16 protein-coding genes, 7 tRNA genes and 1 rRNA gene are annotated in these 18,902 nt (G+C 48.5%); 7 read left to right on the top strand and 17 right to left on the bottom strand.

Going from position 1 to position 18,902, the window contains the following annotated elements; all coding sequences use genetic code 11:
• Positions 1–184 precede the first annotated feature (184 nt).
• Positions 185–1,081 carry an SH3 domain-containing protein gene (locus I8U21_RS00120; protein WP_181731180.1) on the top strand — a complete coding sequence of 299 codons (897 nt, stop codon included), beginning with the start codon at positions 185–187 and terminating at the stop codon, positions 1,079–1,081.
• Between the two features lie 218 nt (positions 1,082–1,299).
• Positions 1,300–2,433 (top strand): SH3 domain-containing protein, encoded by a 1,134-nt coding sequence (locus I8U21_RS00115; RefSeq protein ID WP_181731181.1) that lies wholly within the window; start codon positions 1,300–1,302, stop codon positions 2,431–2,433.
• A gap of 38 nt (positions 2,434–2,471) precedes the next feature.
• On the opposite strand, the gene nadA is transcribed toward I8U21_RS00115, so the two are convergent.
• The 3 genes from nadA to I8U21_RS00100 are packed head-to-tail and all read right to left on the bottom strand — an operon-like array spanning position 2,472 to position 5,955.
• Entirely contained in the window at positions 2,472–3,584 is a 1,113-nt protein-coding gene (nadA, locus tag I8U21_RS00110; RefSeq protein WP_198053184.1) for a quinolinate synthase NadA, read from the bottom strand.
• Complete coding sequence (gene nadC, locus I8U21_RS00105) at positions 3,575–4,462, bottom strand: carboxylating nicotinate-nucleotide diphosphorylase (protein WP_198053018.1); 888 nt, start codon at positions 4,460–4,462, stop codon at positions 3,575–3,577. Before nadC ends, nadA begins: the two co-directional genes overlap by 10 nt.
• Positions 4,417–5,955, bottom strand: coding sequence for an L-aspartate oxidase (locus I8U21_RS00100; protein ID WP_181731183.1), 1,539 nt, complete (start codon positions 5,953–5,955; stop codon positions 4,417–4,419). The genes nadC and I8U21_RS00100 overlap by 46 nt, the downstream gene beginning before the upstream one ends.
• Positions 5,956–6,135: 180 nt before the next feature.
• Between I8U21_RS00100 and I8U21_RS00095 the strand changes: the two genes are divergently transcribed.
• Together I8U21_RS00095 and I8U21_RS00090 are read left to right on the top strand one after the other, a co-directional pair.
• A complete protein-coding gene (locus I8U21_RS00095; RefSeq protein WP_181731184.1) occupies positions 6,136–7,296 on the top strand; it encodes a cysteine desulfurase family protein in 1,161 nt (386 codons plus the stop codon).
• A 19-nt stretch (positions 7,297–7,315) separates the two neighbouring features.
• Positions 7,316–7,960: a hypothetical protein gene (locus I8U21_RS00090; protein ID WP_181731185.1), complete on the top strand. Its 645-nt coding sequence runs from the start codon at positions 7,316–7,318 to the stop codon at positions 7,958–7,960.
• Positions 7,961–8,003: 43 nt separating this feature from the next.
• Here I8U21_RS00090 and pepV read toward each other — a convergent pair whose 3' ends face one another.
• From pepV to I8U21_RS00060, 6 genes are all read right to left on the bottom strand, one after another.
• Positions 8,004–9,419 carry a dipeptidase PepV gene (gene pepV, locus I8U21_RS00085; protein WP_198053017.1) on the bottom strand — a complete coding sequence of 472 codons (1,416 nt, stop codon included), beginning with the start codon at positions 9,417–9,419 and terminating at the stop codon, positions 8,004–8,006.
• A 257-nt stretch (positions 9,420–9,676) separates the two neighbouring features.
• Positions 9,677–10,672, bottom strand: coding sequence for an inorganic phosphate transporter (locus I8U21_RS00080; protein ID WP_181731187.1), 996 nt, complete (start codon positions 10,670–10,672; stop codon positions 9,677–9,679).
• Positions 10,665–11,285, bottom strand: a complete 621-nt coding sequence (locus tag I8U21_RS00075) for a DUF47 domain-containing protein (RefSeq protein ID WP_181731188.1) — start codon at positions 11,283–11,285, stop codon at positions 10,665–10,667. Before I8U21_RS00075 ends, I8U21_RS00080 begins: the two co-directional genes overlap by 8 nt.
• A gap of 427 nt (positions 11,286–11,712) precedes the next feature.
• The gene (locus tag I8U21_RS00070; protein ID WP_181731189.1) at positions 11,713–12,042 is read right to left on the bottom strand and encodes a hypothetical protein; all 330 of its coding nucleotides are present in this window, start codon (positions 12,040–12,042) and stop codon (positions 11,713–11,715) included.
• Between the two features lie 19 nt (positions 12,043–12,061).
• Positions 12,062–13,606, bottom strand: coding sequence for a vWA domain-containing protein (locus I8U21_RS00065; RefSeq protein WP_198053016.1), 1,545 nt, complete (start codon positions 13,604–13,606; stop codon positions 12,062–12,064).
• 145 nt (positions 13,607–13,751) lie between these two features.
• Positions 13,752–15,110 (bottom strand): TrkH family potassium uptake protein, encoded by a 1,359-nt coding sequence (locus I8U21_RS00060; protein WP_370527004.1) that lies wholly within the window; start codon positions 15,108–15,110, stop codon positions 13,752–13,754.
• A 114-nt stretch (positions 15,111–15,224) separates the two neighbouring features.
• Between I8U21_RS00060 and mnmA the strand changes: the two genes are divergently transcribed.
• Together mnmA and I8U21_RS00050 are read left to right on the top strand one after the other, a co-directional pair.
• On the top strand, positions 15,225–16,310 hold the full coding sequence (gene mnmA / locus I8U21_RS00055) for a tRNA 2-thiouridine(34) synthase MnmA (RefSeq protein WP_198053015.1): 1,086 nt from the start codon (positions 15,225–15,227) through the stop codon (positions 16,308–16,310).
• Positions 16,311–16,501: 191 nt separating this feature from the next.
• Positions 16,502–17,437 carry a hypothetical protein gene (locus I8U21_RS00050; RefSeq protein ID WP_198053014.1) on the top strand — a complete coding sequence of 312 codons (936 nt, stop codon included), beginning with the start codon at positions 16,502–16,504 and terminating at the stop codon, positions 17,435–17,437.
• A gap of 16 nt (positions 17,438–17,453) precedes the next feature.
• On the opposite strand, the gene I8U21_RS00045 is transcribed toward I8U21_RS00050, so the two are convergent.
• The 3 genes from I8U21_RS00045 to I8U21_RS00035 all read right to left on the bottom strand — a co-directional run bounded on the left by I8U21_RS00045 (position 17,454) and on the right by I8U21_RS00035 (position 17,710).
• Positions 17,454–17,530, bottom strand: a tRNA-Arg gene (locus I8U21_RS00045).
• 9 nt (positions 17,531–17,539) lie between these two features.
• Positions 17,540–17,627, bottom strand: a tRNA-Leu gene (locus I8U21_RS00040).
• A gap of 9 nt (positions 17,628–17,636) precedes the next feature.
• A tRNA-Cys gene (locus tag I8U21_RS00035) sits at positions 17,637–17,710 on the bottom strand.
• Between the two features lie 54 nt (positions 17,711–17,764).
• Here I8U21_RS00035 and I8U21_RS00030 point away from each other — a divergent pair.
• Positions 17,765–18,190 (top strand): YugN family protein, encoded by a 426-nt coding sequence (locus tag I8U21_RS00030; RefSeq protein WP_198053013.1) that lies wholly within the window; start codon positions 17,765–17,767, stop codon positions 18,188–18,190.
• 3 nt (positions 18,191–18,193) lie between these two features.
• Here I8U21_RS00030 and I8U21_RS00025 read toward each other — a convergent pair.
• The 5 genes from I8U21_RS00025 to rrf all read right to left on the bottom strand — a co-directional run.
• A tRNA-Trp gene (locus I8U21_RS00025) sits at positions 18,194–18,267 on the bottom strand.
• Positions 18,268–18,271: 4 nt separating this feature from the next.
• Positions 18,272–18,347, bottom strand: a tRNA-Thr gene (locus tag I8U21_RS00020).
• A 3-nt stretch (positions 18,348–18,350) separates the two neighbouring features.
• Positions 18,351–18,426 (bottom strand) — tRNA-Phe (locus tag I8U21_RS00015).
• Positions 18,427–18,434: 8 nt separating this feature from the next.
• Positions 18,435–18,527: transfer RNA gene (locus I8U21_RS00010), tRNA-Ser, on the bottom strand.
• Positions 18,528–18,804: 277 nt separating this feature from the next.
• Positions 18,805–18,902, bottom strand: a 5S ribosomal RNA gene (rrf, locus tag I8U21_RS00005); the annotation flags it as partial.

Here is an 18,902-nt window from a genome sequence, read left to right as displayed (position 1 = left end):
CGCTTCATTGTAATAAAGCACTCCTTGTCCCGCAAGAAAAGAATCGGCTTCTTTTTGTGTCTTTGAATGAAATCCCTGCCGCAACCCCTTGAAATGCGACTCTCTTCTTCACAAATCATTTAACATCCATTATTATCTAAATAGACAGAAAAAAACAAATTCACCTGACGAGGAGGCATGCCGATTGCGTTTTTTCAAATGGTCCTCTCTTTTGATCACGACCATTGCCTTCACACTCATTTTTTCATTTTGGCCGACGGTTTCTGATGCCGCTTCCTTCGGTTACAAAATAGAAGTCAACAAAGCCACCAACCGGCTCTATTTGTATCAAGGCAATCAATTGAAAAAAGTATATCCGGTGGCCACCGGGCGTCAGCCGGGGTTGACCCCGGAAGGCACGTTTCCCGTGGTCATCAAAATCAACAAGCCGGGCTGGAAAGGCATCCCGGGAGGAGATCCGAAAAACCCGCTGGGCGAACGCTGGCTGGGCCTTCGCGTAAACGGAGACCGTGGCAGAACTTACGGCATCCACGGCACCAATCAGCCCGGGTCGATTGGGAAATATGTTTCCAACGGCTGTATCCGTATGCGGAACCAGGATGTCATCGAATTATCGAAGCTGATTCCGACAGGCACACCGGTTTGGATTCACAGCGGCAAAAGCCGTCAAAAGCCACAGGGAAAACCTGACGGACAACCCGTTTTGCAAACCGCCACCATCACGGGCAACCACGTTCATCTGCGGACCGCTCCGTCCCTCAGAGCCGCGATCATCGGGAAATTAAACAAAGGCGCCCGTCTTTCGGCCACGGGCAAAACGAAAGATTGGGTGCAAGTAAAACTGGCAGACGGACGCACTGCTTATGTCCATCAAGACTATATCCGGGTCAAAGGGAACACGATCCGGGTCGGCGTCTTTTTGGCCAACCTCCGGTCCCGTCCTTCTTTGTCGGCAACCATTGTTCAACGCGTCCCCAAAGGCATGGCCTTGACCGCCATCGGGAAGGAAGGAAACTTTTACAAACTGCGCCTGAAAGACGGATCGACCGCATACATTCACGAAATTTGCATCAGCCGGTAAACGGATGTGCCAATGCCTCTGACGAGGCATTTTTTTCTGTGCGAAATTCAAATAATGGTAAAATTCCTCCTGCTCTCTCCCCCGATTTTTCCGGTATAGTTAATTTCAGTTGATGATTCGCAAGCAAGGAGGGGGAAACGATTGCATGATCCGATCGGGCTTCATTCCGGTTAAACTCCTGCTGCTTTCACAATAACATGTAGGAGGGAAAAGAAGCGTTGAAACATATAAAATGGATTTTCTCATCCATTTTGGCCATCGTTTTGGTCTTCGGTTTTTACTTTGGAACCGCAGGAGCTGCGGCCCATTATCAAATCGAGGTCAATAAATCGACGAATACACTCTATTTATATAAAGACGGAACCTTGGAAAAAACATACCGGGTGGCTACCGGCCGCACAAAAGAATTGACTCCCGAAGGAACCTTCACCATGGTGGTCAAAATCAACAAACCCGGCTGGAAAAACATCCCGGGAGGAGATCCGAAGAATCCGTTGGGAGATAAATGGATGGGAATCAGCGTCAATGAAGACAATGGACGTACGTACGGCATTCACGGAACCAATCAACCGGAAAGCATCGGAAGCCACGCTTCGAGCGGATGTGTACGGATGAAAAATGAAGATGTGAATGAATTGTACAACATCGTCCCGGAAGGCACCCCCGTGTGGATTCACAGCGGAAAATCAACGGGGAAATGGGCCGGAGATCCTTCCTTTGCCGTTCAACCGACAAGCGGCGAATTGAAAGTGACGGTCAACCTGGCCAATATCCGGACAGGCCCTTCACTGGGAGCCTTTGTCATGGAACAGGCTGAAACAGGGACGGTTCTGGAAATGACCGGCTTTGTCAAGGATTGGTATCAAATCAAAACACCGGGCGGCAAAACCGGGTTTATCCATTCATCTACCGTGACGAAAAACACCGGTTCTTCCAATCAGAATAACTTTACCGATGCCACCGGTTCCATCAAAGTCACCGGTTCCGTGACCAACATCCGGTCCAATCCGTCTTTGTCCGCTCCGATTGTGCAAAAAGTAAACAAAGGCACCCAACTTGTGCTGACCGGAGAAAATGCGGAATGGTACCGGGTCCGGTTATCCAGCGGTTACACCGCATACGTCCATAAAAGTGTCGCCGAAAAAACAGAAGCCAAAACACCCGATGCCCAAACGATCAAAGTAACGGTCTTTCTTGCCAACATTCGTAATTCCCCTTCGGAAAATGCAACCATTATCATGCGAGTGGCTCAAGGAACGGAACTGAAAAAAATCGGAAACAACGGTGATTGGCATATCATCCAATTAAAAGACGGGCGCACCGGATTTATTCATCACAGTGTTGCCCAATAAAAAAGAAGGAGAAACACCAGTTTCTCCTTCTTTTTTTATCAAACGGTCAACATCCGGTCCAACGCAACCTTGGACCAATGTTTGGTTTCCTCATCCACTTTGATGACATGAATCGGGTTTCCCTCCAAGATACTTTCCAGCGCCCACAATACATGGGGACGGTCAATCCGGTTCATGGTCAGGCAGGGACACATCGTCGTGCTCAACAATTCAATATGCTTGTCGGGATGTTCCTGGGCCAGCCGTTGCACCAAATTGACCTCGGTGCCGATGGCCCAGCGGCTTCCGGCCGGTGCTTCTTCAATCACTTTGATGATATAGCTGGTCGAACCGGAATCATCTGCCAGTTGCACCACATCAAAAGAACATTCCGGATGGACGATCACTTTCATTTCCGGATCCCGTTTGCGAATGCGGTGCACTTGTTCAGGAGTGAACTTTTGGTGCACGGAACAATATCCTTTCCATAAGATCATGCGCACCGAATCCAACGGCCCTCTTTGCTCCTCAAACTTTCCATCTTTTGGATTCCAAACCACCATTTCTTCCAAGGGAATGCCCAATTGGTCATAAGCGGTGTTGCGCCCCAGATGTTGATCCGGCAGGAAAAACACGCGTTTCTTTTGGCGGAAGGCCCAGTCCAACACCTGCTTCGCATTGGAAGACGTACAGGTGGTTCCGCCGTGCTTTCCGACAAAAGCCTTGATCGCGGCCGTGGAGTTGACATAAGTGACCGGAATCACCGTGTCTTGAAACGTTTCCTGCAAAACATCCCATGCTTCTTCCACTTCTTCAATATCCGCCATATCCGCCATGGAACAACCGGCACGCAGATCCGGCAAAATCACGGTTTGCCCCGGGGCCGCCAACGTATCGGCCGTCTCGGCCATAAAATGCACCCCGCAAAACACGATATATTTGGCGTTTTTCTGCTTCGCGCCCGTCTTGGCCAATTGCAAGGAATCCCCGCGGTAATCGGCATATTGAATCACATCATCCCGCTGGTAGTGATGGCCGAGGATCACCAAATCATCCCCCAGCGCTTTTTTTGCCTTTTGAATCCGTTCGTCCAGTTCCCGCCCGGACATGGAGCGGTAAACCTCCGGCAAATCTTGATCCAAGTAATTCAACATGGTATCCATCATCGAGATGCCTCCTCCCCAAAATCCAAACTGATGTCAAGTGCAGAAACCGAATGCGTCAGCCAACCGAGCGACACCGCATCCACCCCGGTTTCCGCAATCGGGCGGATCGTTTCCGGCGTGATCCCTCCGGATGCCTCGGTCCATACCCGGCCGTCGATCAAACGAACGGCTTCCCGCAGTGTGTCCAAATCCATATTGTCCAGCAAAATCGCATCCACATCATGCTTTAAAATTTCTTCCACTTGTTCCAAGGTATCGGCTTCCACTTCGATTTTCACCATGTGCCCGACATGTTTGCGGGCCCGTTCAATCGCCGCCGCCAGACTTCCAGCCATCGCAATGTGATTGTCTTTGATCATCACGCCGTGGCTTAATCCAAACCGGTGATTGGTACCGCCGCCGACACGGACAGCATACTTCTCCAACTGCCGCAGCCCCGGTGTCGTTTTCCTTGTGTCCAGCATCTGGCACGAAAGGCCTTCCAACCGGTCCACCAACTGCCGGGTCATCGTGGCAATGCCCGACATCCGTTGCAAGAGGTTCAGCGCCACCCGTTCACCCGTCAGGATGGCGCGGGTCGGTCCGGTGATCCGGGCGATCGCCGTTCCTTTTTTCACCCGTTCCCCTTCCCGGACCAGCCATTCCCACTTCATTTTGGGATCCAACTCCCGGTACACGGCTTCCGCCACCGGCAAACCGGCAATCACCCCATCTTGTTTGGCAATAAACAAACAAGAACTTTGATGATCCTCCGGCACCAGCGCCTCTGTTGTGAGATCGCCGACACCGATGTCTTCGTTCAATACTTCACGAATCCATTGCTTTAATGCTATCCAATTCACGATGAAATCCCCCCTTGGATCACTTTGTGTTTTTCCGCCCATTCCGGAATGGTTTGCGGAAAATCACGACGGTAATGCCCCCCTCTGCTCTCTTCGCGCCACCGGGCTGCCTTCATCACCAATTGTGCAGTTGTTAACATATTTCTCAATTCAAACATCCCCGGCAAAACGTGTCCCGAATCCGACAACCGGTTCAGCTTGGAAAGCCCTTCAGCCAAGCCTTCCGATGTGCGGACAATGCCTGCGTGATCCCACATGACCTGCCGGATTTCCTTTTTGATTTTTTCTTCCGTTTGTTTATCTTGGCACAAACGAGGATATTGCGAAGGAAGTTGCATCGTTGTGGACTGCTCTTCGTAAGATGACAGCTTTTTCGCCACCCGCTGCGCAAAAACCGTTCCTTCCAGCAAAGAATTGCTCGCCAGGCGGTTGGCGCCGTGAACACCCGTGCAAGCCACTTCCCCACATGCAAACAGCCGCGGGAGGGAAGTCCGTCCGTAAGAATCGGTTTTGATGCCTCCCATGATAAAGTGCGCGGCCGGCCGGACGGGAATCCATTCACGCTCCGGATCGATCCCGGCTTTGCGGCATTCTTTGTAAATGGCAGGAAACCGTCGGGCAAATTTCCCTTTCAAATGTCTGGCATCCAAATACACTTGTTTCCCTTGCTGCATTTCGGTGTAAATGGCCCTGGACACCACATCCCGGGGAGCCAGATCTTTTAATTCGTGATACCGCTCCATGAACCGGTCTCCCGACTCCGTCACCAAAACGGCGCCTTCGCCCCGCACGGCTTCCGAAATGAGAAACATCGGATTTTGGTCGACAGCCAGTGCCGTCGGATGAAACTGGATAAACTCCATGTCCGTCAATTGCACGCCGGCACGATGCGCCATCGCAAAACCGTCACCGGTGGTCACCAAGTCATTGGTCGTATACTTGAAGACTTGGCCGCATCCTCCCGTCGCCAACACCACCCCTTTCCGGGCCAGATAACACGTCGGCTCCTGATCGGTATCCAGCGCAATCACCCCGCGGCAAGTATCGTTTTCCACCAATAAATCGGCCACCATTGTATGCGTTTGCATATGAATGGATTTCTGCCGCTCAGCTTGCCGCAGTAAGGTGGAAGTAATCCCGGCTCCGGTTGAATCCCCGTGCACCCGCAAAATCCGGGAAGCCGAGTGGGCCCCTTCTTTGGCCAGCAAATAGGCATTCCCCTTTTTATCAAAAGGCGTTCCCCAATCGGCCAGCAACCGGATTGTATCGGGAGCCATCTTCACCATCAAACGCACGGTATCCTCATCACACAAATCCACTCCCGCCCGCAGCGTGTCCTGCCAATGCAGGTTGGGAGAGTCTGCTTCGCCGATGGCCGCGGCGATCCCGCCTTGGGCCCGGTAAGAATTGCTCGCATCTTCACATGCTTTGGTCAAAACCTTCACTTCTCCGGTTTCAGACAAAAAAAGCGCTGTCATTAAACCGGCAATCCCGCTCCCTACGACAATGTAATCGGTCGTGACTTGTCTCATCATGATAAGGTCCTTTCAAAAAACGTTAACAATTTGTTCATATTCATTTTCTCAATAACAAAAGGAATGTCAATAGCAAATTTTTTCTTTTTATGTTTTGAACACTTCACGAAAAAAGGTCTGTTGTACTTTTTTTTCGCTATAATAGGTGAAGAAAGCTTTACAAATGCGGAGGTTTAATCGATGAAACCCATTTATTTGGATTACGGGGCCACCAGTCCCGTACGGCCGGAAGTGATGGAAATCCTTCTTCCTTTTTTCCAAACAGAATATGCCAATGCCGGCAGCATCCATGATTTCGGACAACGAAGCCGGGATGCGATCGAGCGGGCAAGAAAACAGGTGGCTGACTCGCTGGACGCTTCATCCCCGCGGGAAATCATCTTTACCGGAAGCGGCACCGAAGCCAATAACCTGGCCATCTTGGGAGCAGCCAGAAAACACCGGAACCGGGGAAATCATGTGATTACGACATCCATCGAGCACCCTTCGATCCTGGAAACATGCAAACAATTGGAAAGAGAAGGGTTTGAGGTAACGTACCTTCCGGTCGATCCATACGGCCAAATTTCTGTGGACCAAGTCAAAGAAGCCCTGACGGAGCAAACCATTCTGGTCAGTGTCATGGCCGCCAACAATGAAGTGGGAACGCTTCAACCGATCCAAGAAATCGGCCGGCTCCTTCGCCACACACCGGTTTTGTTTCATACCGATGCAGTGCAATTTTACGGCAAAATCCCCTTTTCCGTTCAGGAACTGGGCGTGGACCTGCTTTCCGTCAGCGGACATAAAATTTACGGTCCCAAAGGAATCGGCGCCCTGTATATCAAAAAAGGAATCCGGATTGAACCGGTTCTCTTCGGCGGGGGCCAAGAAAGAGGCCTGCGTCCTGCGACCCAAAACACGCCCGGAATCATCGGTCTCGGAGCGGCCGCTTATTTGATGAGCCGGGAAGTGGAACAAGAACGGCAGCGGTTGACCCGGTTGCGCGATCTGTGCCTGAAGCGGATCCAAAAGGAAATCGGCCGGGTGGAATTAAACGGCCATCCAAGCAACCGGTTGCCCAACAATCTGAATCTCAGCTTTCACGGGGTCGAAGGACAAGCCGTTTTGTTGGAACTCAACCGCAAACAAATTTATGTTTCCAGCGGTTCCGCTTGCAGTGCAGGGAAACATGCCCCTTCCCATGTCCTGATGGCCATGGGCAAAAGTGAAGAACAAGCCTATCAAAGCCTTCGCATCACCTTTGGCAGGGAAACCACCGAATCGGATGTCCATCAACTGGTGGATCATTTAAAAGAAATTCTTGAGGACTTGCGAACCTTCTTGCGAAACAAACCTTAATACGTGGAGGCTGTTTCCATTGCAAAAATATCTCAAAGGATGCTTGAAGTTATTGTCCGGTTTGCTGATTGCCATTTTGTTTTGGATTTTGTTTGTCTTTTTGCAACAAATGAATTACCGGGATCCGGAGCAGATTTACTTAATGGGAACTCCCGTCGCCTACGGGTTTGTCTTTTTCTTTTTATGTATCTCTGTCGGTTTTATCTTTTCCTTTTTCAAAAACCGGTTCCATCCCGCCCGATTAAAAAGGCGTTTCTTTGTGTTTGCTTTTTTCTATTTGGTCAGCAGCCCGCTTGTGATTTTAAGCTTTGACAATTATTTGCTCGTGACTCCCCAAGGTCTTGGTTACAGCCGCTTTTTCAGCATCGAAGACATGCATTTTTACCGCTGGCAGGACATCAATCACGTGGTTTTGGACTACAAGCCGGAACAACTTCCGTTTATGAAAGAAAAACTCCGCCTTCAATATCACATCCATTTTAAGGATGGAACAGCCTACAACCTGAACAGTTACAATTCACCGCTTTATGATGCCGGCCAATTTAAGGCGATCCATCGCACGTTGCTCCGGAAACAAGTTCCGGTGATGATTGAACGTCCCCTGCCTGCGGATGTTTCCCCTGATTCATTCATTTATCAGATGTTCCATTTTCACTCGCAATAAAACATCCCCTCACCAGGCTGACAACCCGGGTGAGGGGATGTTTTCATTTCGCCAATTCATACATGGCTTGGGCATAAATCGCAGTGGCCTTCAGCAATTCATCCACATCGATATATTCATCACGCTGGTGAGCGGTTTCGGCACTGCCCGGAAACAACGGACCAAAGGCAACGCCGGTGTCCAGAACCCTGGCATACGTTCCTCCGCCGATGGCGAGAATCTCCGCTTTTTCTCCGGTTTGTTCTTCATAAACATTCGTCAGCGTCCGGATCAAGGGATGATCGGGATCCACAAAATGAACCGGCTTATGGTCGGCCTCCGGAATTTGGAAACCGTATTCAGCCAATTTTTTCTCTGCCGTTTGCAAAATCTGTTCGGCATCGCCGTTTTTGGGATAGCGGATATTGATGCGGACTGATTGTTTTTCCCCGGCTTCAAAGCGGAAAACCCCGGCATTGACGGTAAGAGGTCCCATCCATTCATCGGACACCTGGATACCCAATTTCTCGCCAAAGAAACTGTCCACAAAAAGATCATTGATCATGCGGACATAATTCTCCCCTTCCGGATCCAAAGGAACTTCCGCGAGGAAACGGGCCATAAACAGCGCTGCGTTCTTCCCTTTGTCCGGTTCCATGCCATGATGGGCTTTCCCTTCCATCACAATGGTGACACCCTCATTGCTTTCTTCGGCGTATCCCTGGATTTGGCGGGTAAGCAGATAGTCTTGAACCTTTTCTTTCAATGCGAAGACATCCCCGTCTCCGCTCAGCCGGACGGTGGCCACGTCCGGAACCATGTTGACGCGTTGCCCGGATTCAAACCGTTCCAACGTCCATGCGTCATCCTGGTGCGCCGGTTTTTGGCCGGATCTTACCGCCTGGATATCCAAAAAACCTTTTTCGGCCGCAATGATCGGAAAATCGGCATCCGGGCTGAATCCCATCACCGGCATCTCTTCTTTCTCGAAATAATGAGACATGCAGCGCCAGCGGGACTCTTCATCCCCTCCCACAATCAGCCGGATCCTTTTGGACAGGTTAAGCCCCAGATCCTTGATGATCTTCAGCGCAAAATAAGCCGCCATGGTCGGGCCCTTGTCATCCAGGGCACCACGGGCATATAATTTGCCATCGCGGATTTCGGGTTGAAACGGAGGACTCGTCCATCCATCTCCGGCCGGAACCACATCCACATGGGACAAAACCCCGATGATGTCCTCCCCGTCGCCGTATTCAATATGCCCGGCATAACCGTCCACATTTTTGGTTTGAAAGCCGTCTTTTTTGCCCAATTCCAACATATAATGAAGTGCTTCCGCCACTTTTTCCCCAAACGGAGCCTGAGCGGAAGCCGTGGATTCATCCAAAACACTTTCAATGGACAACAAGTTTTTTAATTCTGATAACAATTCATCTTTCCGTTTTAACACTTCTTCCTGCCATGCCACTTGGTTCATAACCGACTCCTCCTGTTTCACGTTCATGACATTTCTCCTTTCCGTTATGTATATTCAGCGATGATGGAGCAAAACGTGAATATATCCTCCTTAAAATGGAATAAGTCTCTTTTAATGGAATTTATTAGATGCATGACTTATTTCTAATTAATATACCACGTTTGGGTAAAAAGAGTAAATGAAGCAAGCTTCACCCCGTTTCAGATTGTTCCTATTTTTTAATAAAAAAGAAAAGACTTGTGTCGCCACAAGCCTCATCAACCTTCCAAAAATTTCAAGACATGGTAAAAGAGAAAGCCCATCACAGCCGTCCCCGGAAGGGTCAGCACCCAGGCATAAATGATTTTTCCGGCCACACTCCAACGCACGCTGCGGACACGTTCCGCCGCACCGACGCCAATGATTGATCCCGTAATGGTATGTGTCGTACTGACCGGAATCCCAATTTTTGCCACCGTCGTCAACAAGATAGCCGACCCGGTCTCGGCGGCAAAACCTTGCGGCGTTTCCAAACGGCTCAACCGGGAACCGATGGTATGAATGATTTTTTGTCCGCCCATTGCGGTTCCCAAACCCATGGACAAACCGGCAGCCACTTTGACCCAGCTTGGAACCGTCAAATCACTGTATGAACCGTACGCCACCAAAGCCATGGCCACGATCCCCATCGCTTTTTGCGCATCGGATGCTCCGTGGCTGAACGCCATAAACGCAGACGAAACAATCTGCAACGGTTTAAAAATCCGTTTCACCCGGGAGCGGGGCATGTTTTGGAAAAGTTTCCGGATCAATTTGATCAGACTTCCCGAGAAAAGTGCTCCCAATACGGGAGAAATCAACATGGCAACAAGAATCATAATAATTCCATGAACTTTAAGAACGCCAAAACCTTTATATGCAATCACCGCCCCGATCAAACTGCCGATCAAGGCATGGGATGAACTGGTGGGAAGTCCCAACAACACGGTGATGATATTCCACATGATCACTGCCAATAAAGCCGATATCAACAAAACCAATGTCACATTTTCCGGATCCACAATATCTTTTCCGATCGCTTTGGCAACCGCCGTGGAAAAAAAGGCCCCGGCCAGGTTTAATCCCGCGGCCATGAAAATGGCTGCCCACGGGGATAACGTGCGTGTCCCCACCACCGTCGCAATCGCGTTGGCGGTGTCATGCCATCCGTTAGTAAAATCAAAGATCAATGCCAATACCACAACTGCCACCAATAACCAAAACGGATCAAGCATACTTCATTACCACACTTTCCATCACGTCCATCACATCTTCAAAGGAATCCGTGACACCTTCCAGTTTTTGATAGATCTCTTTCATTTTGATTAATTCAATCGGGTCAATCGACTCTTCAAACAACGCACTGATGCTTTCCCGCATCAATTTGTCGCCTTCGTTTTCCAACGAATTGATTTCGACGGAAATCCGGCGAATGGTGTCAAAATCCCGTTTTTCCAGTGCGACAAATGCTTCCTGCAACTGGCGCGCCGATTTTTCCAGGATTTCGCCATACTGGATCAGGTAAGGCGTCGTTTTGTTGACGTGCATATAAACAAACCGTGCGGCGCATGCTTCAATCCCGTCCAAAACATCATCCAGATAATAAACCAATTTCAAGATGTCTTCATGATCAAGAGGAGTGACAAACGCCTTGTTGAGTTCCTGGATCACCAGATGAGTGTAATCATCCCCCTTATGCTCCAGTTCTTTCAATCTTTCCGCATATTGTTCCTTTTCTTCCAAGGTTTCCACGTTTTCGCGGAACAGCTGTACGGCCTCGATGATGTTGGTGGTGGCATCCACCATGGTTTGGTAAAAAATCTTGTCCTTTGACCGGTTAAAGAGCACAATCGTTTCCTCCCAATCAACCATTTTTTAACCAAAAATTATCATATTCTTAAAAAAGAAATTTTGAAATACCACAGCCTGAGACTTAACCAATTATTTATCTCCGGTTTAAAAAAACTTAACAAAAACTTTACATTGGGAACACAAAACACAGAACACCCTTTGCAGAACCAATGCGGTTTGGCGGTGCGGAAGAAAAGGAACAACGGGCACCACGGGCTTTTAGAGGATTTGGAAGGACCCAATTATTTATTTTAACACAGAAGCAAATGGCTGAATCAAAGGAAGAATCTTCTTTTCACCTGGCTGAATCGTCCCGACGACAGAAATAAACTCTGTTTTATCTATTTCCCAAATGAAAAGATTATATAAATGCACGAAAAAAGACACCCTTTGCAGGTGTCTTCAAAGCGGGTCCGATGAGCCGTCACATATGAACATTGCTGTGCAAATAGGTTCCTTCGATCTGTAAGTAAAGCAAATTGATCTCACTGATTTTTTTGGACAGCTCGTTCATTTCCTCATTGGTTTGAAAAAAGAGCTCTTCATCTTCTGTATCCTTCAATTTTTCATAAAGCTCCATATAAGTTTGTTCAAGTTGTTGGAGACGGTCCGGAATTTTGTCACACACTTGTTGGCAAGCCCATTCGAATTCCTGCTTCTTTTCCGGGGGCAAACTTTCATATTCCACGTGCAAAACCGGCCGCATCAATTCCAACTCTTCGTCATAGCGAAGCTCAAAAGCAGGTTTTGTCATCTTCTTCACCTTCACCTTTTCAGGGTTGCGGCTTTTCTCCCGTATTTATCTGCATATTGCGTTTCACTTGATCTTGCAAGTCCTCTTTGATCAATTGCTCCGTTTTCATCTCGATCTGATCCGGATCCCCTCCGGCTTCTTTCCAATCTTTAAGCAATCCGGACACTTCTTTGCGGTAATCTTCATCCAGTTTGTTGCCCACTTCATCGAATTGCTGTCTCATATAATTTTGCAGCTGTTCATTCCTTTGTTCAATCCAGGAACGGATTTGTTGAAAGGTTCGCTGGTCGATTTTTTGATCATCTTTGATAAAGTGGTTGGCTTTTTTCAGTCGATCCGATTCCCGGTCCACTTTGGTTTGCATATCGGCATAATATTGTTGCAGGCGTTCTTCATCATAGTGATGGGCTTTTTGCACCGAATTGATGGCTCGGATCGCCCACGGTTGCCGGCTTTCTTTCAAGCGGTCCGTTTCGGATGCCAAAACCTTTTCCAATTCCTTTTCATTTTTGACGGTGGCATAATCCCCGCCGGTTTGATCGGCAATGTTTCGCAGTTGCTGTTCGGTTTTCGCTTCCACATCCAACCCGATCACGTGAACATTGGCAGCGGTGTCGGACAAATGCAGCGCTTGCGCCATTTTTTCCGGATTGCCGTCACAGTTGTCATAACCGTCCGTGATTAAAATGACGTGGTTTTCCACCTGACCGGGAGCCCCTTTTTTCATATCCGGTTGGGATTTAAACAAGGCCAGGGCCAAGGGATTGTAGCCCGTCGGTTGAACCCCGCTCAAAGCTTGTTCCAGCTGCTTTTGATCATACTTGGAACCTGCATAAATTTTTTGGGTGCTGTTGCATGACCGGTCCCGGTCCTTCAACTCCGGACTCCCTTCATGTCCGTAAATGCGCAACTGGAAATCCACCGTATTTTGCGGAAGCCGTTTGGCCAATTGTTGCAGTGATTTTTTCACCGCATCCATCTTCGGTTGTTCTTCCAATTTTCCTCCCATGCTTCCGCTGGTATCCAGTAAAACCACATAGTTCATTTTTTTGTTTTCCGGCGTCTTCGATTTCTTCGCTGCCTGTTCCGCTTGCAGCCAGCGGTCTTTCACATTGCGCCATGCTTCACTTTTGGCTTTATAGGATTGACGGGTGAGTGCATCAAACGCTTCGACATCCTCTTTATAATTTTCGCCGACCAACCCCAGCAAATAAGCATAAGCTTTGTCATCCGACAAGCCTTTAGGCATTTGCTGCAAAGCGTTGATCACTTCATTCCGCTCATAATTTTTCCCGGCGTATCTTCCTTGCCCGTCATCATTCAATATCGCCTGCAACTCGGTATGGGGAGCCGGGCTTTTGGGAATGCTCCGGTCCTTTTCCCCTTCGTCCGGATTCTCTTCTTTGGCTTGTTCCTGTTGTTGCAGCGTTAAGTTGTCCACTTTCTCGATTTCATTGCCTGTGGTTTGTTGGATTTTTTGAATCACTGACGCGCAACCGGTTGACATCCCGGCCGTCAACAACAGGAAGCCGGCCAGCAGGACTCGACTTTTGCTGATACGCATAAGCCCTCCTTATCCTATCCTCTTCATTGATCTATATATATCCAACCTGAGAGAAAAACATCCCAATTTGATTTTAGCTTACTTGATGCACTTTGATTTCGCAATAGGAACAGCCTGCCTTCATTCGACAATATCGGGAAAGATTTCATCCGATCAAAGGGCGTTCTTCCGGATACCGGTAAGGAGGCGGATCAATGTCGCGGGCAATGGCCAGTGCCAGCGTGATCGGGCCGAGGCGCCCGGCAAACATGCTGAAAATGAGAATGACTTTGCCCACCTCGCTCAAATGGGGGGTCAGCCCGGTGGACAACCCCACGGTCCCCACGGCGGAAACCGCTTCGAACAATGCAGACAGGATGTCGGTTTGTTCCGTGATCGCCAAGAGCATGGTGACGATGATCACCAACGTTAAGGAAGCCACGGTAATTGTCAACGCTTTATACACATGACTCGTGGGAATCCGGCGCCGGTAAGCCACCACATCCTGACGTCCCCTCATCATGGTCCAAACGGCCAGCAAAATCACGGCCAGCGTGGTGGTTTTGATTCCTCCCCCGATGGAGCTGGGAGACGCCCCCACAAACATCAGCAGGATGGTGAAAAACAATGTGGCCGGATACATGTGGCTTAACTCCAGGGTTTGAAATCCTCCGGATCTGGGTGTGACCGCATGGAAAAAAGAAGCCAGCAGCTTTTCCTGCAAAGAAAAAGATTGCATGGTTTGGGGATTGTTCCATTCCGTAAACAAAATGACAAGCATTCCGATGCCAAGGAGCAGGCCGGTCATGGTCAACACCAATTTGGTATGTAAACTGAGCCGTTTTGTCTTTGGATAATGGATCAGCTCCAGGATCACGATAAAACCGATGCCACCCAAAATCACGAGGAAGCCGACAATCAGATTGACCCAGGGATCGTGCACATAAGCTGTCAAACCGGCAAATGCCCGGGTCTCCCCAAACAGATCAAAACCTCCCTGGTTAAAAGCGGAGACTGCATGAAAAAGTGCATAATACAATCCTTTCTTTATCCCCCAATCCGGGACGAAACAAAAACTCAAAGCGACAAACCCGGCCCCCTCGACAATCAGGGTGATGAGAAACACTTTCAGAACGAGGTTGACCACGCCTTGCAAATCCAATTGATTGAATGCTTCCCGCAAGACCAACCGCTCCTGCACGCCGATTTTTCTCCCCAGAATCATGGCAAACAAAGTAGTGAGGGTCATGATGCCCAATCCGCCGGTCTGAATGAGCAGGAGAATCACCATTTCGCCAAATGTGCTGAACGTTTGCGCCGTGTCCACCACCACCAGTCCGGTGACACAAACGGCAGAGGTTGCCGTAAACAAAGCATCGATCCATGGAAGCGGCTGTCCGCTTTCGGTGGCAATAGGCAAGGAAAGGAGAAGGCTCCCGGCCAAAATCGCCACCATAAAACCAATGGCAAGCACTTGAGCCGGATTCAATCTTCTCTTTTGAAAAAGATTGTTTTTCTTGTACAACACACGACATCATTTCCTTCTGTAAAATTTGTTCAATGTGTTTGGATTGGTTATAATGAGATCACTGGGTAAAATAGCATTATACATCAATTTTTAGCATGGGACGGATTCATTATGACCAGAAAACCTCGAGTTGTCGTTGGCATGTCCGGTGGCGTGGACTCTTCGGTTACGGCCTGGTTACTGAAAGAGCAAGGATATGAAGTGATCGGCCTGTTTATGAAAAACTGGGATGACACCGATGAATTCGGTCATTGTACCGCCACGGAAGATTATGAAGATGTGCGGAGGGTGTGCGCACAAATCGGTATCCCTTATTATTCGGTTAACTTCGAGAAAGAATATTACCAAAAAGTGTTCCAATATTTCCTGGATGAATACCGGAAAGGCCGCACCCCCAATCCGGATGTAATGTGTAACCGGGAAATCAAGTTTGGCGATTTCCTCAAAAAAGCCAAACAACTGGGAGCAGACTTGATCGCCACCGGACACTATGCACAAATCAAAGAAGAAAATGGCACCAAATATTTGGTTCGCGGTGCCGATCCCAATAAAGACCAAACTTACTTTTTATATGCAGTTCCGAAACAACAATTGATGCAAGCCATCTTCCCGATTGGCCACATGCAAAAAAAAGAAGTGCGTGCACTGGCTGAAAAAGCGGGACTTGCCACTGCCAAAAAGAAAGACAGCACCGGAATCTGTTTTATTGGCGAACGCAATTTCCGCGAATTCCTCAGTCAGTATTTGCCGGCACAACCAGGCAAAATTTGCACGCTGGACGGCCGGGAAATCGGCGAGCATCACGGCCTGATGTATTACACATTGGGACAACGCCAGGGATTGGGCATTGGCGGTTCCGGAACCGGTGAGCCTTGGTTCGTTGCCAAAAAAGATTTGGAGAAAAATATTTTGTATGTGGTCCAAGGGCATGACCATGAAGCACTCTACTCCAACGGTTTGTCGGCAACCGACGTCAACTGGCTGGGAGAAGGAAATTTGCCGGACCGGCCGTTTGAATGCACTGCCAAATTCCGTTACCGCCAACAAGACCAAAAAGTGCTTGTCCATCCGCAAGCTGACGGTTGCCTGCATGTCGAATTTGAAAAACCGCAACGTGCGATAACCCCCGGACAATCGGTCGTGCTGTATCGCGATGAAAAATGTCTGGGCGGCGGCATTATCGATCACACGTTTTAAACTTGCCCATAAAAAGCTCGGGGACGGGGAATCTCCCCGCCCTCCGCTTTCCTTTTAATTACTTGAATAATTATATTTAACCTAAAAAAACCATTTTATATATTATATAAAAATAGAACTTTGGTCGACTGTTCAAAAACTGGAAAATAGAGTAGCATATAAACGAGTTTTCATAAAGGAGGACTCATTGCGTGAAAAATACATATCGCGGTAAACCTGAACGCAAAGAGGATTTTTCCATCGACGAATTCGGCTTGCAAGTCAAACGAAAAGCCCTGGTGTTTACCAGTGCCGGCATTGCTTGCTTGATCATGACTTTTTCCGCATATGTGATCGGAATGGAAGGAACCTATCCGACAGCATCCGAGCTTGAAAAACCATTGATGTCGAAGAAAAAGTCAAATATCTCAGAACATGCAGTCAACGAATCCGGGCGGCTGGCATCAGCGGATCCGTCCAACCAGCCGGCCACCACAAAGAACAACGGGGTAACTGCGGACACATCCATTCAGCCTGACACCAATTTAAACAACCCGGCACCGGCTGCTTCCAACCCTTCTCCGAAGAAAGATCCGGCGACACAGGAACCAAAAAATCATGACTTGTCGGATATTGTGGCCATTGCCGATCCGGTTGGAGAAACGCCGGTTTACGAAAAGGATGATCCGGTACCATCCAACGATCAAAAACCGAAGTTTCCGCCACCAAAGTTTGAATGGAATCAACCAGGTTTCCTTGATCACTTGATTCCTTGCAAGCCTGAACCGTCCAAAGACTCCACAAAATCAATCATTAAAAAACCGAAAACCAACAACGATCTCAAATGGATTCATTTAAACCCCCGTCACAAGGATGAAGATGACAAACAATCCAATCAGCTCAACCAATCTGATTCATCTGATGTGAAAAACCAAGAAAGCCAACGACGGAGCCAAAATAAACAGACCATTTCAAGCAAAGAAAAACCTGATCAAGACTTCAAACGGTTTCAAAAGCAGGCCTTGCTTTTCGAAAAGAAAGACAAGCATCCACACAGCAAAAGTAAAAGCCAACCTGTGATGAAAGAGCCGTTCTTTTTGAAATCAATACCAAAATGGAATCATAAAAAAGCAGCTAATTCAAATTGAATTAGCTGCTTTTTTATGGCGTGCCCTGGAAGATTCGAACTCCCGACCTTCTGATCCGTAGTCAGACGCTCTATCCAGCTGAGCTAAGGGCACATATTTAGCTGGTGCGGACGAAGGGACTTGAACCCCCACGGTCTAAATGACCACAAGAACCTGAATCTTGCGCGTCTGCCAATTCCGCCACGTCCGCACAACATCATGGAGGCGGCACCCGGATTCGAACCGGGGATAAAGGTTTTGCAGACCTCTGCCTTACCACTTGGCTATGCCGCCATGTTGAATGAAATAAATCAGATCATCAAACAATAACTTTGAAAGGAGGAATCAATGGTGATTACCATTTCATCAAAAATTGAAGGTTTGCAAATTCCCTACGGAATTCTTCAAGAACAATTGGAACCTGAAGATTTTCATCTGGGCGGTGGTTATGATTACGACCACGGCTATCTCGACAAGCCTTTGGATTGGGAATCTGATCAAGGTTACCGTTACTATTTGCGCATTCCCCTTTACACGGTCAAAGGAGAATTGGAATCACGCGACGCCATCGTCAAAATCGGTAAACCTTTTATCATAAAACATGAATTCCTGACAAAAAACGACCAATCCGGAGATATCGGCCTTGTCAGCTCTTTGGTGAATCAATTCTCCAAACCCGTCCCTTCAGCAGATGAACCCATCGATGAAAAATGGATTCAGCGGGCTGAAAAAGTGATTCAAACCATCGAATCCAAACTTGCAACCGTAAGTTGAAGATGGCAGGGGCGGTAGGAATCGAACCCACACTGGAGGTTTTGGAGACCTCTGTTCTGCCATTAAACTACGCCCCTACGATGGTGCTGGTGGAGGGACTTGAACCCCCAACCTACTGATTACAAGTCAGTTGCTCTACCAATTGAGCCACACCAGCCAGTGGTGGCTCGGGACGGAATCGAACCGCCGACACGAGGATTTTCAGTCCTCTGCTCTACCGACTGAGCTACCGAGCCTCATAAAATGGCGGAGAGAGAGGGATTCGAACCCTCGAGGCGGGGTTTGCCCGCCTACACGATTTCCAATCGTGCTCCTTCGACCACTCGGACATCTCTCCGTGTCAAGTCATCCAAAAATAAGTTACTTACTTATTTCGTATTGTTTATCGTGCTGACAAATAATATGATACACAGCCCCTGTCTTCATGTCAAGACAAAAATTACTTTACTTTTTTTCAGAAAACTCCCCTCTTTGCCCTCTCACCTCGGAAGACGGTGAAAAGATTGAGCCCATTCCCATCAAGGAACAGGATACACGCGAGGAACAAAACTGAAAGATCAGGGACATGATATTTGAAAACAATTCCCCCTGTCTGAAATCAGGGGGGATTGTTTGCCTGGCAACGACCTACTCTCCCAGGGGTCATCCCCAAGTACCATCGGCGCTGGAGGGCTTAACTTCCGTGTTCGGGATGGGAACGGGTGGATCCCCT

This window comes from Thermoactinomyces sp. CICC 23799 (assembly GCF_016055145.1).
Classification (GTDB): domain Bacteria; phylum Bacillota; class Bacilli; order Thermoactinomycetales; family Thermoactinomycetaceae; genus Thermoactinomyces; species Thermoactinomyces intermedius.
The sequence above is the reverse complement of the archived record's forward strand: the minus strand, read 5'-3'. Positions and strand labels throughout refer to the sequence as shown.

Excerpts from the sequence above, each read along its gene's own strand:
- I8U21_RS00100 (WP_181731183.1), bottom strand. The coding sequence starts at position 5,955 with ATGATGAGACAAGTCACGACCGATTACATTGTCGTAGGGAGCGGGATT.
- I8U21_RS00070 (WP_181731189.1), bottom strand. The coding sequence starts at position 12,042 with ATGACAAAACCTGCTTTTGAGCTTCGCTATGACGAAGAGTTGGAATTG.
- nadC (WP_198053018.1), bottom strand. The coding sequence starts at position 4,462 with ATGGGCGGAAAAACACAAAGTGATCCAAGGGGGGATTTCATCGTGAAT.
- I8U21_RS00030 (WP_198053013.1), top strand. The coding sequence starts at position 17,765 with ATGGTGATTACCATTTCATCAAAAATTGAAGGTTTGCAAATTCCCTAC.
- I8U21_RS00095 (WP_181731184.1), top strand. The coding sequence starts at position 6,136 with ATGAAACCCATTTATTTGGATTACGGGGCCACCAGTCCCGTACGGCCG.
- mnmA (WP_198053015.1), top strand. The coding sequence starts at position 15,225 with ATGACCAGAAAACCTCGAGTTGTCGTTGGCATGTCCGGTGGCGTGGAC.
- pepV (WP_198053017.1), bottom strand. The coding sequence starts at position 9,419 with ATGAACCAAGTGGCATGGCAGGAAGAAGTGTTAAAACGGAAAGATGAA.
- I8U21_RS00080 (WP_181731187.1), bottom strand. The coding sequence starts at position 10,672 with ATGCTTGATCCGTTTTGGTTATTGGTGGCAGTTGTGGTATTGGCATTG.
- I8U21_RS00065 (WP_198053016.1), bottom strand. The coding sequence starts at position 13,606 with ATGCGTATCAGCAAAAGTCGAGTCCTGCTGGCCGGCTTCCTGTTGTTG.